The 14,632-nt window shown below is 38.4% G+C and carries 11 protein-coding genes and 1 other RNA gene; 5 read left to right on the forward strand and 7 right to left on the reverse strand.

From position 1 onward, the window contains the following. Positions 1 to 118: 118 nt before the first annotated feature. From H4J62_RS11955 to H4J62_RS11970, 4 genes are all read right to left on the reverse strand, one after another. Positions 119 to 1,387, reverse strand: coding sequence for a UbiH/UbiF/VisC/COQ6 family ubiquinone biosynthesis hydroxylase (locus H4J62_RS11955; protein WP_182213935.1), 1,269 nt, complete (start codon positions 1,385 to 1,387; stop codon positions 119 to 121). Positions 1,388 to 1,459: 72 nt separating this feature from the next. Next, a complete protein-coding gene (ubiH, locus tag H4J62_RS11960; RefSeq protein ID WP_182213937.1) occupies positions 1,460 to 2,683 on the reverse strand; it encodes a 2-octaprenyl-6-methoxyphenyl hydroxylase in 1,224 nt (407 codons plus the stop codon). A gap of 189 nt (positions 2,684 to 2,872) precedes the next feature. Continuing rightward, entirely contained in the window at positions 2,873 to 4,240 is a 1,368-nt protein-coding gene (gene pepP, locus H4J62_RS11965) for a Xaa-Pro aminopeptidase (RefSeq protein ID WP_182213939.1), read from the reverse strand. Positions 4,241 to 4,254: 14 nt separating this feature from the next. After that, positions 4,255 to 4,824, reverse strand: coding sequence for a UPF0149 family protein (locus H4J62_RS11970; RefSeq protein ID WP_070374244.1), 570 nt, complete (start codon positions 4,822 to 4,824; stop codon positions 4,255 to 4,257). 185 nt (positions 4,825 to 5,009) lie between these two features. Between H4J62_RS11970 and zapA the strand changes: the two genes are divergently transcribed. The 5 genes from zapA to metK all read left to right on the forward strand — a co-directional run bounded on the left by zapA (position 5,010) and on the right by metK (position 8,780). Continuing rightward, positions 5,010 to 5,318, forward strand: a complete 309-nt coding sequence (zapA, locus tag H4J62_RS11975; RefSeq protein ID WP_182213941.1) for a cell division protein ZapA — start codon at positions 5,010 to 5,012, stop codon at positions 5,316 to 5,318. A 92-nt stretch (positions 5,319 to 5,410) separates the two neighbouring features. Then, a non-coding RNA gene (ssrS, locus tag H4J62_RS11980) (6S RNA) lies at positions 5,411 to 5,592 on the forward strand. 216 nt (positions 5,593 to 5,808) lie between these two features. After that, positions 5,809 to 6,510, forward strand: coding sequence for an ABC transporter substrate-binding protein (locus tag H4J62_RS11985; protein ID WP_182213943.1), 702 nt, complete (start codon positions 5,809 to 5,811; stop codon positions 6,508 to 6,510). A gap of 103 nt (positions 6,511 to 6,613) precedes the next feature. Then, complete coding sequence (murI, locus tag H4J62_RS11990) at positions 6,614 to 7,462, forward strand: glutamate racemase (protein ID WP_220470056.1); 849 nt, start codon at positions 6,614 to 6,616, stop codon at positions 7,460 to 7,462. A gap of 130 nt (positions 7,463 to 7,592) precedes the next feature. Then, positions 7,593 to 8,780, forward strand: a complete 1,188-nt coding sequence (metK, locus tag H4J62_RS11995) for a methionine adenosyltransferase (RefSeq protein ID WP_182213945.1) — start codon at positions 7,593 to 7,595, stop codon at positions 8,778 to 8,780. A gap of 88 nt (positions 8,781 to 8,868) precedes the next feature. Here metK and H4J62_RS12000 read toward each other — a convergent pair whose 3' ends face one another. The 3 genes from H4J62_RS12000 to H4J62_RS12010 all read right to left on the reverse strand — a co-directional run bounded on the left by H4J62_RS12000 (position 8,869) and on the right by H4J62_RS12010 (position 14,400). Beyond that, positions 8,869 to 9,849: a rhodanese-related sulfurtransferase gene (locus tag H4J62_RS12000; RefSeq protein WP_182213947.1), complete on the reverse strand. Its 981-nt coding sequence runs from the start codon at positions 9,847 to 9,849 to the stop codon at positions 8,869 to 8,871. Between the two features lie 248 nt (positions 9,850 to 10,097). Beyond that, positions 10,098 to 13,205: an efflux RND transporter permease subunit gene (locus H4J62_RS12005; protein ID WP_182213949.1), complete on the reverse strand. Its 3,108-nt coding sequence runs from the start codon at positions 13,203 to 13,205 to the stop codon at positions 10,098 to 10,100. A gap of 10 nt (positions 13,206 to 13,215) precedes the next feature. After that, entirely contained in the window at positions 13,216 to 14,400 is a 1,185-nt protein-coding gene (locus H4J62_RS12010; protein WP_182213951.1) for an efflux RND transporter periplasmic adaptor subunit, read from the reverse strand. Between the last annotated feature and the right edge of the window lie 232 nt (positions 14,401 to 14,632).

A 14,632-nucleotide genomic window follows, 5' to 3' on the forward strand; every position in this document is an offset into this window, starting at 1 on the left:
TAACCATACACTTAAAAGACAATCATTAGATAAGTTTTATAAAACAGAGCAAACGTTATTACAAGCTCTTACTGTCATGTCAAAAGCGTTTGCTTAAATGCTCAAAGCAACGTTAATTTTAAAATAACTTGTCTTTGAGTTTTGCAAGTTTAGGTAAATCACTTTTCAAACCCAATGCTTGTTTAATTAAGACTTGCTTAACGGGCTTTAAGTTATTAATTAAAGACAAACCTAGACCTCTCAACAATTTTATAGCGCCTTGTTGAGGCGTAAACACTTGTTTAATTGACTCCATTGCTGCAACCATTTCGGTTGCTTCGGCTTTACGCCAACGCGAATATTCATTTAACAAACGAGTGGTTAACCAAGCATCATTAGGGGATTTTTGTTGGGTTATCTTGTCATTAATAATTTGCGCCAATGATACCGCGTCAAGTAAACCTAAATTAACGCCCTGGCCTGCTAATGGATGAATGGTATGAGCAGCGTCACCAACCAAAGCAATACGCTCTTGAACAAAGCTTTGGGCGATACGCATAGTTAGCGGATGAGTAAAACGTTTACTCTGTAGTTCAATATTCCCTAATTTTCCATCACTTGCTGCCGTTAACGCTTTTGAAAACTCTGCTGGGGTTAAGCCATTTAAACGAATTGCATCTTCGGGGGATGTAGACCAAACAATCGAGCATAAGTCTTGCGTTCCAAGAGCGTCGTTAAGTGGTAGTAGCGCTAGAGGGCCAGTTTCTAGAAAAACTTGCCATGCGGTATTTTGGTGTCCTTGTGAACATTTTACCGTAGCAACAATAGCGTGATGATCATAATCACGAAAAGTTAAAGGGAACGCCATTTGACGTCTAACCCAAGAATTTGCGCCATCAGCACCAACCACTAATTTAGCGGTTATTGGCATAGGGTTGCCGTTAGTTGATGTAAAACTAACAAAAGCCTCACTTTCACCAATACTTATATTACTTAAGGTATTCTCAGTATAAAAAATTATACCTTGATCTGCTTTTGCTTTTTGCCAAAGGCTCTGACGTATAACGCTATTTTCAACGATCCAACCTAGCTGTTCATTGGCTGAGGTATCGGCTAAATCGTCACAAGAAAAAAGTAACTTGCCAAAGCCAGCTTTATCCCAAACATGCATATCAGTATAAGCTTGAATACGTTTTTGTTGAATTAATGGCCAAACATCAAGATTATCAAAAATTTGTTTACTGGCGACATTAAGCGCACTAACTCGAACATCAGGCTGTTCTGATAATTCATCCGGAGGAGAAGTGTCAACAATAGCAACGGTTAACTGTGTTTGCTGACGTAGCGCTAAAGCTAAGGTCAAGCCCACCATGCCGCCGCCAACAATTAATACATCAAATTTTTGCATGTTATTCTTCTTAATTTTAAAATGGCTTTACGTTAGGTTAACTGGGTGTTTTTAGTTACCTTGGTTTCACCCTTAATAACCCATCGTTTTTCTAACGAGGCGACTTTTTAAAGGTGATAAATAATTCATAACTTTCAAACCAACATTACGACCTATAACTAAAGGGGGCAATTTATTTGAAAAAAGTGTCACTAACGAATCGGTTAAACCAATGACTTGCTGATGATCTAACTTTCGTTGCGAGGCATAATGACTTAACAGAGAAAATTGTCCAATGTCTTGATTGTTATTTAAGGCTACTTTGATCAGCTCCACCATTTGCTTAACATCTCTTACACCCAAATTAAAACCTTGTCCGGCAATAGGATGAATAGTGTGAGAAGCATTACCAATAAGTGCCATCCGATGAAAAACCTGTTCATCTGCCATTAATAATTTAAGCGAATATACATCGCGCTTACCCACTTGGGTTATTGCGCCAAGCCAACTACCAAAAGCATTTTCAAGTTCATCTTGGAATTGTTTATCGCTAAGTGCTAGCATTTTATCTGCTTGTTCAGGCGGTAATGTCCATACCAAAGAACAACGACTATCACTTGTTGCGCTCCCCTGTTTTGACAGCGGTAACATCGCAATAGGACCAGTATCAGTAAAGCGTTCAAAAGCCAAATTGTTGTGGGGAATCGCCGTACTTACATTGGTAATAAGTGCCGATTGATCGTAGTGAGACTCTTGAACAGCAATGTTAGCAAATTTTCGACAGGCTGAATGAACACCATCACAGGCTAATAGTAATTTCGCGCTAAGCTTTGCTGTTGAATTAAGCGTCAGTTCAACCTGCTCTTTTTGCCAAGTAATATCGGTTATTTTATCGGGAGTGAACCAAGTGATATTACCTGTTATTTTGTTTTTCTCTTTTAAACTGCTTAATAATGCTTGCCCAAGCAATGACATTTCAACAACAAAGCCGAGTGCATTAACTTGATGATGCTCAGCATAAAGTCGAGCTTTACCGTAGAAGCCTCGATCAGAGATATGAATATTTTTAATGGGCTCGGCTAGGTGCTTTAATTGTTGCCAAACGCCTAAACGTTCTAAATAGGTTGCTGTGCCATGTGAAAGCGCTAACACACGATCGTCAAAAGTTAATCTTGGATCTTCTAATACCGGATTAGCTTCAACAATGGCAATAGACAGTGGCTGACCCTGTTGTTTTTTGCAGTCGATCAAACTCAGTGCCATTAATGCACCAGATAAACCACCACCAGAAATTACGATATCGAATTCTTTTTTCATAGTTACTTTTTTTAGCTATTTAATACAGTCGCTTAAGATAAAGCGTTAAAGTGAAATGCTAAGTTCATTGCCAATTCATCATTGAACTGTGAAATAAAACATTGATTAATGATTGCTGCCTGAATGTAAATACGTAAATCTATGATGACAAGTTCATATGGCAATGTGAATTGACGATAAAAAAGTCAGTTAATTATTCGCAGTCATTAGTTGTTCAATTTCAGCAATTGATTTTGGCGCATTTACCGTTAAGTTTTCATGACCTTGATCAGTTACTGCTATATTATCTTCAATTCTTATTGCTATACCGCGCCACTTTTTATCAACACTATAATCATCAAGTGGAATATAAATGCCCGGCTCTATGGTCATCACCATACCTTGTTCAAACGCTCGACATTGCTCGCGTTTATCATTTGACTGATAATCACCAACGTCATGAACATCTAAACCCAACCAGTGCCCTAAACCATGAATAAAATACTTTTTACAGGCTTTATCCTCGATTAACAGAGCTAAATTCCCAGACAATATACCTAAACGATGTAAACCTGAAGTTAGGAAGTTATTCACTAAAACATTAAGCTCGGCAAAGGTTGCGTGTGGCTTTATTGCATCAATCGCTAAGTTCTGTGCATCTAGCACGAGTTGATAGACTTCTCGTTGTGCTAATGTGAACTTGCCATTTGCAGGAAAGGTGCGAGTAATGTCAGCCGCATAGCCGCTAAGTTCACCACCGGCGTCAATCAACACCAATTCATTATTTTTCAGTACGTCATCATTGTTAGTGTAATGTAAAATATTGCCATTATCACCACAGGCAACGATACTGCCATAAGCGGGGTGCCTTGCACCATTACTGGCAAATTCATGCAATATTTCCGCTTCTAATTGGTATTCAAATTTACCAATCGCTGACTGTTTCATCGCTCTGGCATGAGCCGCACCGCTAATAATATTTACTTGACGCATAATATCGAGTTCGCCGGCACTTTTGATTAAACGCATTTCTTCAATAATATTTCGACAATCAACCAATAGTGTCGGTGCTTTTACGCCAAGGCGGCTTTGCGCTTTAACCGCTGACAACCATGCATATATTTGGCTATCTAAGCGGGTACTTTTTCCTTGGCAAAACAACAAGTGACTTTTATCCGCAATATAATCAGGGAGGTATTGATCTATTTCGGTTAGTGGAAAACATTCATCTACACCATAATGCTCTACCGCTAACGTTTGTCCTACTCGCCTACCGTGCCAGACTTCTTGAAGGGCATTTTTCTCAAGATTAAATAAAATACTTTGTTGATTTTCTTCTCCCTTATCAGCAGATTTAATCAGCACTAAAACAGCATCAGGTTCGTTATATCCCGTTAGATAATAAAAACTTTTATCTTGGCAAAAAGCATATTCGGTATCGTTACTACGCGTGACTTCTTGTGCAGCGGAAAATATCGCAATAGAATTTTCTGGCATCGAAGCAAAAAATTGAGCACGACGTTGGATGAATTCTGCCAAAGGTAATAAAGTATTTTTAACTAAAGTTGATGTATTCATGACTTGATCTTTTTTTAGTGGACAGTATCTTCTGCGCTTTTACTTTCTGGCGGTGAGCCTAGCTCGGTAAAACACAATAAAGCAGAAATTCTGACATATTCAGCTATTTCAAAATAGGCTTGCTCGGTATCTTCGTCTTCTTCCATTTCGTCAGACAAATTAGAGATTTCAGCAAAATCAATAAGGACTTCTTTAACGTCTTCTGATAATACCGCTTTGTTTTTTTGTTGTAGGCCGAATCCTAAATTGAAGCCTTGTACCCAAACACTTAAGGCATGGCCACGTTCAACTATACTATCGTCATCATCGGGTAACGTTAATTGAAAACCATAAGAGTCATCAATAATGTCATGCCAAACTTTTGCAAACATTGATTTCACCAACGACTTAACGGCACGAGGTAAACCTTCGCCGTTGTTAAACAAGTCATTAATCATCACGATATAGTCCTCACTTTCAAAGGTAAAACCGGCACAAACTAAGCCAGTTAATACCCCATGTAATTCAGCGCCATGGACGGTAATACTTTCTGTTGTAAGAATTGCTTGCACTGAGGCAAAGTCTAAAGAGGTTTCGTTGGACATGTTTTAATCATCAATAAAATGCGTGAGTTAATGCAAGGTATCGTAACATTCACGCTTTTATGATGCTAGAGATTAAAAGGAGAAAACCCTAGAGAACGCTTGCATAGTGTACTGCTCATCGCTATAGTGCTCAGATATGTATATATTACTATTAATTAAGATGTTTTTGTGAGAATAAGCCTGTTATGAGTCAACACTCGGTTACCATTGAAGTTGCTAATAGAAGACTGAAGATTTCATGTCCTAGCGGGCAAGAGTCGTCTTTATTATTAGCCGCGGAAGAGTTAAACCAACGTTTGCTAACAGACAGTAAAACTTGTTCTATAAAGACACCTGAACAATCACTAGTAATGACTGCACTTAACTTATCTAATGATTTATTAGCTGCTCGTAAAGAAATTATCGATGAACGTGCTGCGATGCAAAGTAAAATTGATTTACTACAAGCGACTATCAAACAAGCTGTAATTTCCGAATACCTCAAGAAAGCCTGATTTTTCAGCAACCTCTGTTCACTAAAAAAACAAACAAACTTAAGTTACAAAAAAACACTTAAATCGCTTTGAAAAATTAGCTATACTAATTTCGTCTTCTGGGGTGTTTGTATGTTAACTATGTCCCTGAGCCGATAAGTTTTAACTAAGGAAGTTGATTATTAACTATTGTGCAAGCCCGGCTCGTATCGGGAAGCCTACGGTTGAAATGATACCTCCGCCCTGAACACCCGGTGTTCAGGACTAAAGTGGACTGCGGCACCTTGGAAGCATCCTTTTTAAAACCATCGCAGGTTTAAACATATTAGGCTTAGACCTGATACCTCCGCGCAGCACCTAACAACATCTTATTTATCAAATATTATTTATAATGTTACAGCTGAAATAAAGAATAAAAGGCTAACTTACTATATACTTAATACACTTATTGTTATTAATTAGCTTACTTGTTTATATGCCTATAAAATACCTTTGTGTAATGCTGTTGCTAATGCTGAATACTTCATCAAGTATCGCTAAGCAACTTGTTGTTACTGAGATATTACCGCCCTACCAATTCTATCAAGAGAATACTGCGCTAAGTGGATTCTCCGTAGAAGTCATGCAGGAAATATTCAAAATTACCGGTGATGAAATTGATTTACAAGTATTCCCTTGGGCTCGAGCTTATAAAACCGCACTTAACCAACCCAATACTCTTATCTTTTCACTATCTCGCACCAAAGTTCGAGAAAATCTATTTATTTGGGGCGGTAAATTAATGAGAGAAGATATTTATGCTTGGTGTTTACAAGAAAAATTTAAAACACCCGTCACTGATATAGAGCAACTTAAAAAATATAAATTGGCGGTCACTAATTCGTCAAGTACCGCTCAATATTTTCAGCAACAAGACTACCCCTTTATTTATACTGTCGTTTCACCAGAGCAAAGCTTACAGATGCTCTACCTCAATAGAGTTGATTTTATAACGGGAACAAAGAGCACCTTAGTGGCGCGAGCGAGTAAATTAAATTTAGAGGTAAGTAGACTAAAAAAAATTATACCTCTCTCAGTCGTTAATCATGACTTATATTTTGCTTTTAGTCTAAATAGCGATAAAAAGATTGTCACTAAATATACCAACGCTTATAAAATAATAGAGAAAAATGGCACTTTAGACAAACTGAGAAATAAGTGGCAAGTGCAGTAAACGCTACATACTTAGTAAATAATGGCTAGTGCGCTTTACTTTTATCTAAAAAATCAATATAACAAAGACGAATTTTATCAGTTAGTTAATAACAATAGACAACATGACCCAAAATCATCTAGCCAACAAATCAAAAAAACCACAAGGGCAAGTTTATGCTGACACACCAGCGATCGGTATTTTTGACTCTGGCATTGGTGGTTTGTCGATTGCTAAGTGTATCCATCAGCATTTACCCAATGAAAATCTTATTTATGTGGCTGATAGTCAATTTGCACCTTATGGCGATAAGTCGTCAGCAGAAATTATTGAACGGGTAAATAAAATTGCTGACTGGTTGATTAGCCAACAGGTAAAAGCCATTGTTGTTGCCTGTAATACCGCAACAGTTAGCGCTATCGATCAACTGCGTTTGAGGGTTTCAATTCCAATTATTGGCGTTGAACCAGCGATAAAACCCGCTGCGTTGCACAGTAAAACAAAGAAGGTAGCCTTGTTAGTAACAGGGGCAACCGCAATAAATACTCGGTTTCTGTCTTTAGTGAATAAGCATAAAAATGGCGCTGAAATTTATATTCAGCCATGCCCTGGCTTAGTAGAACTTATCGAGCAAGGCCTTCATGAAAGTGAACAGTGCCTTGAAATACTGCATACTTTTTTGCAACCTCTTGTGCAAAGTAATATAGATACCTTAGTCTTAGGTTGTACACATTACCCCTTTGTTCGTTCGCTTATACAAAGAATTGTTGGTGATAAAATTACCATCATGGAAACCGCTCAGCCCGTAACGGATCAACTTACTCGGCAACTGGCAAACCAAGGATTATTGGCAAGTACTCTATCTAGTTCGAAACAACACTTTTTTAGCTCTAAGGTATCTCAGCAACAAGCCAAATTGATGTCAGTACTTTTTGGTCAGAATGTTACCCTTCAGCAATTTCCTGCTCTATAAATGAACAATTAATAATTATTTTTAGCCGTTTAGCCATCTAGGCGTAAAAAAACTAGAAAATAGTTAATCTTGCAGTTAGAATAACTCCAATTCGAAAATATTTTAAACTATTACATTTTTCTGAGGTTATATGTCTACTCAATTTTTCACTTCTGAATCAGTTTCTGAAGGTCATCCGGATAAAATCGCCGATCAAATTTCTGATGCGGTACTTGATGCTATTATCGCTAAAGATAAGAATGCTCGTGTCGCTTGTGAAACTATGGTGAAAACTGGTGTAGCTATTATTTCAGGTGAAGTTTCTACCACGGCATGGGTTGATCTAGAAGCGATTACCCGTAATGTTATCAGTAATATTGGCTATACTTCGTCTGACGTTGGTTTTGATGGTGAAACTTGTGGCATTATGAATTTAATTGGTCAGCAATCACCTGAGATTGCCCAAGGTGTTGACCGAGCAAACCCTGAAGATCAAGGTGCTGGTGACCAGGGATTAATGTTTGGTTATGCGACCAATGAAACTGAAACGTTAATGCCTGCGCCAATATTTTATTCTCATCGTTTAGTAGAGCGTCAAGCTGAAGTCCGTAAATCAGGGGTCTTACCTTGGTTGCGTCCTGATGCTAAATCTCAAGTCACTTTTATTTATGAAGATAATAAGCCAGTAGCGATTGACGCGGTTGTTTTATCAACTCAACATAATCCAGAGATTTCTCAAGAAGATTTGCACGAAGCGGTGATGGAAAATATTATCAAAGCTGTGTTACCTGCCGAGTTATTAACTAAAGATACTAAATACTTTATTAATCCTACTGGCCGTTTTGTTATTGGTGGTCCGGTAGGTGATTGTGGTTTAACGGGTCGTAAAATTATTGTTGATACCTATGGCGGCATGGCTCGTCATGGTGGCGGGGCTTTCTCAGGAAAAGATCCATCAAAAGTTGATCGCAGTGCTGCTTATGCTGGTCGTTATGTAGCAAAAAACATCGTTGCGGCTGGTTTAGCTGACCGTTGTGAAATTCAAATTTCTTATGCCATTGGTATTGCTGAGCCAACGTCAATTTCAATTGAAACTTTTGGTACCGGTAAAGTCTCTGAAGCAAAATTAATTGAATTGGTAAGAGCACATTTTGATTTACGACCATACGGCATTACTAAGATGCTTGATTTGTTACACCCTATGTATCAGATGACAGCAGCTTACGGACATTTTGGTCGTGAACCTGTTGAAGTCACTGTTGGTGATGATACTTTTACTGCATTTACGTGGGAAAGAACTGATAAAGCTGACGCACTTAGAAAAGCTGCTGGTTTTTAGTTTAACGACTAAACATCAAGGCTCCTAATAAAAAAGCGACTGAATAAGTCGCTTTTTTTGTTCAAAGGGTAAATAGCAACCTAGCTCATCACGACTTAGTCGACTGTGCTTTTTTGCTGGCAACTTTATCTTTTCGTCGTTGTTCGATAACATCTTGAACATTGCCACCAATATGCTTTTCGCCTCGTTGGTTCGCTAAATTTATTTGACGCTCACGCTCAGCGAAACCACTGCGCTGCTCGTCGGTATACTTGTCATAACAACGATGACAACTCACACCTTTAACATAGTGTTCGCTTTGCATTTCTTCGCTTGTTATCGGGTAACGACAAGCAAAACATTGGTCGTACTGGCCTTGCTCTAAACCATGTCCAACGGCAACACGGCCATCAAAAACAAAACATTCGCCTTCCCACATTGAATTCTCTTGTTCAACTTCTTCTAAATATTTAAGCACACCTCCTTCAAGGTGGTAAACGTCTTCGAAGCCTTGCTCTTTCAAGTAAGCTGTTGATTTTTCGCAACGAATACCACCAGTACAATACATAGCCACTTTTTTGTGCTTATTTTTATCTAAATGTTGGGCAACATATTCTGGAAATTCACGGAACGTTTCAGTCTTAGGGTTAACGGCGTTTTTAAAGGTACCAATTTCAATTTCATAATCGTTACGCGTATCAATCAATAAAACTTCTGGATCTGAAATAAGCGCATTCCAGTCTTTTGGTTTCACATAAGTACCAACGGTTAATAATGGGTCAATGCCTTCAACACCCATAGTAACAATTTCTTTTTTTAATTTTACTTTGCTACGTTGAAAAGGGTTTTCATCAGCATATGAATATTTATGAGAAACATTAATTAAACGTTCATCCGTCTCTAAATGAGCTAAAAGCAGATCGATACTGGCTTTTGTACCTGCAACCGTACCGTTAATACCTTCGTTAGCGAGTAATAACGTACCTTTGATCTCGTTTTCTAACATAACGCTTAATAAAGGTGATTTAAGTTGTTCGAAGTTTTCTAAGCGCACAAATTTATAAAGTGCACAGACAGTAATATTTTGCATAGTAATAATACCCATTGAGCCAGCCAGAACGTAAATCCGGAGCTGTAGATTAATATAAAACCAACACCTGCTACTAGCGATGTTAGTCGAAAGATGCGCATTCTATCAAAAGCGCTTATTTAGATAAAGTACCTCGTCGCTCGCCTTAATTATAAAGTTGTTGTCTATCGTATTATTTAGAGCTAAAAAAAGACTTAACACCACAGTGAAAAGTCTTTTAAAAGGCAAAGTATTTCAATAAAAACTCGTTAACTCGGTGAGCCTTTAAGTTTTTCGCGCAACCTTTGAATAATCATATAGAAATATGGCACAAGTAAAGTACCCAATATAGTAGCAGCTAACATACCTGATAGTACGGTAACGCCCAAGAATATCCGGCTACTAGCGCCTGCCCCCGAAGACATAACCAAAGGAATTACACCTAACACAAAAGAGAGTGCAGTCATTAATACGGCTCTAAATCTTAATTTTGCGGCATCAAGCGCGGCTTCCATAATACTTTTACCTGCGGCTCTAAGTTCCATGGCAAATTCAACAATAAGAATCGCGGTTTTAGTCGATAAGCCGATGAGTAGCACTAACCCCACCTGAGCATAAATGTTATTCTCCATGCCCAAGATATACAGCGTTAACATTGAACCAAACAATGCCAAGGGAACCGCTGCGATAACCGAGAATGGTATGGTCCAGCTTTCATATTGCGCCACTAAAAATAAGTAAACAAACAACAATGCTAAGCCAAATAGAACAGGTGCTAAATTACCTGCCTCAATTTCTTGTTTAGACTGCCCGGCCCATTCGAAAATATAGCCCTGAGGTAAGTTTCCAGCTAATTCTTCCATAATAGCTATTGCCTCACCTGATGAATGACCACTCGCTGCTTGCCCAGTAATGTTAGCACTACGATATAAATTAAAGTGTCCGATACTTGTTGGTCCTAAAATAGGTTCTAACTTAGCCAGTGTCGTTAATGGCACCATTTCACCCTCTTGATTACGGACAAAATAGTGACGTAAGTCAGACGGGTCTTTGCGGAACTCTTTTTCTGCTTGAACAGTTACTCTATAAGTACGGCCAAACTGGCTAAAATCGTTAATATACATTGAGCCAAGTTGGGCTTGTAAAGTAATAAAAATATCAGACAAAGCGACACCTTGGGCTTTGGCTTTATTTCGATCGACCTCTAAAAAATATTGCGGAACATTAGCGCGGTAAGTACTAAAAACTTGATTTAATTCAGGACGCTGATTAGCTTCATAAATAAGACCATTCATCACTTGCGCCAAATCACTTGGGCTTCTGCCTTCACTATCTTGTAATTTAAATTCAAACCCCGAACTTGACCCTAGCCCAGGAATAGGCGGCGGATTAAATATCATGATTTGCGCGTCTGGTATGGTCCAAAGTTGCCCCATTAAACGTTGAATAACAGCACGTAACGCTAATTCTGGTTCAGTTCTGTCCTCCCAATCTTTTAGCATAATAATGCCTAAACCATTATTAGAACCCGCTCCTCCTAATAATGAAAAACCAGCAACAGTAATCACATCAGTCACCGCAGGATCAGCTTTTATTATCGGCGTTATTTTATCAATAAGTGCTTGTGTTCTATTACTCGATGCAGCATCTGGTAATTGAATATTAAGAAAAACATAACCTTGGTCTTCACTTGGCACAAACCCCGAAGGTACCGACGTTGTTAACCAACCAGTTGCCATAAATAAAATACCAACAATAAAACCAACACGAGCTGCGCGTTTTAATAAAAAATTTACCGCTGTGGTATAGCCTCCAGTCATCTTCTTAATACCCCGTTCAAAGGGGATTAACCATTTTATTGGCTTCATATTATCTTTACTTAATAACACCGTACAAAGCGCAGGGCTTAGTGTTAAGGCATTAACAGAAGAAATGATAACGGCAAATGAAATAGTAACCGAGAATTGTTTGTACAGTTCTCCGGTAATACCTGGCATAAAGGCCACAGGAATAAATACTGCTAGTAACACCAAAGTAGTCGCTATAATAGGACCTGAGACTTGTTCCATTGCCTTAGTGACAGCGGCTTTTATTTCAAGTTGCTCTTCTTTAAGGATTCGTTCTACGTTTTCAATAACGATAATCGCATCGTCAACGACTATACCTATCGCCAGCACTAAGCCAAAAAGAGTGATAGTGTTAATCGAATAGTCCATGGCCAACATAAAGGCAAAAGTACCTATTAATGACACAGGTATCGCGATGGTCGGAATAAGTGTTGCTCGCCAATTTTGTAAAAATAAGAACACTACTAAAACTACTAAGACTATCGCCTGAAATAAAGTCACTTTCACTTCGTCAATAGAGCGTAAGATAAACTCAGTGGTATCGTAAGGGATAGCGTATTCAAGTCCTGCAGGAAAACGTGTTGATAGTTTTTCCATTTCCAGTTTAACCAAACGAGCAACTTCTGTTGCATTTGCACCAGGTAATTGATAAATAACTAAGAATGCAGTTTCGTTGCCATTTAAGCGTGCTTGAACACCATAGTTTTGCGATCCTAGTTCTAAGCGTGCAATATCGGACAAACGGACAAAATTACCGTTTGTGCGAGCACGAACAATGGTTTGCCCGAACTCTTCAACCGTTTTTAAGCGCCCTCTTGCTTGAATGGAGTACTCAAATTGTTGGTTAGGCAATGCCGGGCTTGCACCTAACTTGCCAGCAGCAACAATTAAATTTTGTTCTTGAAGGGCTTGTTTTACCTCGGTAACGGTAACCCCTAATGATGCCATACGGTCGGGTCTTAACCATGCACGCATGCTGTAAGTCATTTCACCCATCACACTGGCTTCAGCAACGCCAGGGATACGTCCTAACGGTTCAGTTAGTGAATTAGTCGCATAGTTACTTAAAAACAATTGGTCGATTTCAGCTTGTTTTGAAAATAAATTGATCGCCATTAACATCGAGCTAGACTTTTTCTTAACCGTAACCCCCAAGCGTGTTACTTCTGAAGGCAATGCACTTTGAGCCAATGCGACACGATTTTGCACATTGACCTGTGCCATATTGTCATCGATACCGACTTTAAAAAACACGGTAATGGTTGCTGAGCCATTATTTGAAGCGGTTGATTCGATGTACATCATATCTTCGACACCATTGATTTTTTCTTCAATGGGACGAATAACTGACTCTTCGACAACTTGAGCACTCGCACCTGGATACACCGCAGTAATTTGCACTTGTGGTGGTGTTATTTGTGGGTACATATTAACGGGTAATAAGCCCATAGCAATGAGGCCTGCTAAGGTGATAACAATTGAAATAACAAAGGCAAACTTGGGGCGATGAATAAACGTTTTACTGATCATAGCAGTCCCCTTATTGGGCTAAAAAGTCAGAAATAATACCGGTAAATGGATCAATACTTTTAGCTACGGGTTTAACTTCAACACCATTTCTGACTTTTTGTAAACCTTCGACAATAACCCACTCGTTGGCGTTAATACCTGATTCAACCACCCACATTGCATTAATTCTTCGCCCTAAAGTAACCAGACGCTGTGAAACTTTATTATCTTCGCCAACAACAAGGACAAATTTTCCTTGTTGGCTTTCCTGTACAGCGACCTGAGGCACTAAGGCCATTTGTTCTTTTTTCTTACCTTCTATAATTAAAGTAAGAAATAAACCGGGCACAATAATACCATCAGGGTTATTAAATATTGCGCGTAATTCAACCGTTCCCATGCCTTGATCTATTTTTGTTCCGGCAAACGTTAACAGGCCCTTTTCACTATATTGAGTGTTATTAGGTAAAAGTAAGGAAATATCAATCGATAAATCTTCAGGCTTTTGAGTGTTTTTATGTTTTTGTAAATAAGAAACATATTCGCTTTCTTCTACTTGAAAACTGACATACATAGGATCTGTTGCTGTTAATGTCGCCAGTGTGTTACTACTTGGGCTGATAATCGTGCCAATACTATAATTTACTTTGCCAATACGTCCTGAAAATGGCGCTTTAATAACGGTGTAACTTAAATTCAACTCAGCGTTTTCTAATGTTGATTGGGCGACCTGCACTGATGCCCTTGCTTGTGAATCATTAGTTATTAATTTATCGAGATCAGATTGAGAAATATAACCTTGCCCTGCGACTTCACGCCCACGTTTTAAGTCTCTTGCAGCACCATTAGCACCAGCGACTTTACTGGCTAAATCGGCTTTTGCTGACTCTAAAGAAACTTGGTAAGCCGCGGGATCAATATTAAGTAACACTTGAGATTTTTCAACAATAGAGCCTTCACTAAAGTTACGATCGATTAACTCACCTTCAACCCTAGCGCGTAAGTCAACTTCTTTTGACGCAACTGAACGAGCAACAAATTCACGGTAACTACCAATTTCATTGACCTTTATTTGATAAACAGAAACAGCGGGAGCAGGAGCTGCTATTTTAACTTGTTCTACTTGTCCACAACTTATCACTGTAAAAGTTATCACTGATAAAAGACTAACGCGAAATAAAATAGGTTGAAAAGCTTGCTGATATTTTGTGAACATCTATGTTCTCCGTTTAGTGCTAACAGCACGTGACAAAACCACTATTAAGAATAAATTGCTAAAGAATATATTATTACATGTGATGATAGTTAATTCAGTCTGAAAATGTATTTAAACATTGAAAACACCTTATGCTTTTTTTAAATAGCCGTTTTTACGCTATTTTATAAAATCATAATTGAAATATGAGCAAGTCGCCCTTATATTTCTTGATAAGATAATAAAAAATATT

The sequence above is a fragment of the Colwellia sp. BRX8-5 genome (assembly GCF_014077325.1).
In the GTDB taxonomy this organism is placed as follows: Bacteria; Pseudomonadota; Gammaproteobacteria; order Enterobacterales; family Alteromonadaceae; genus Colwellia_A.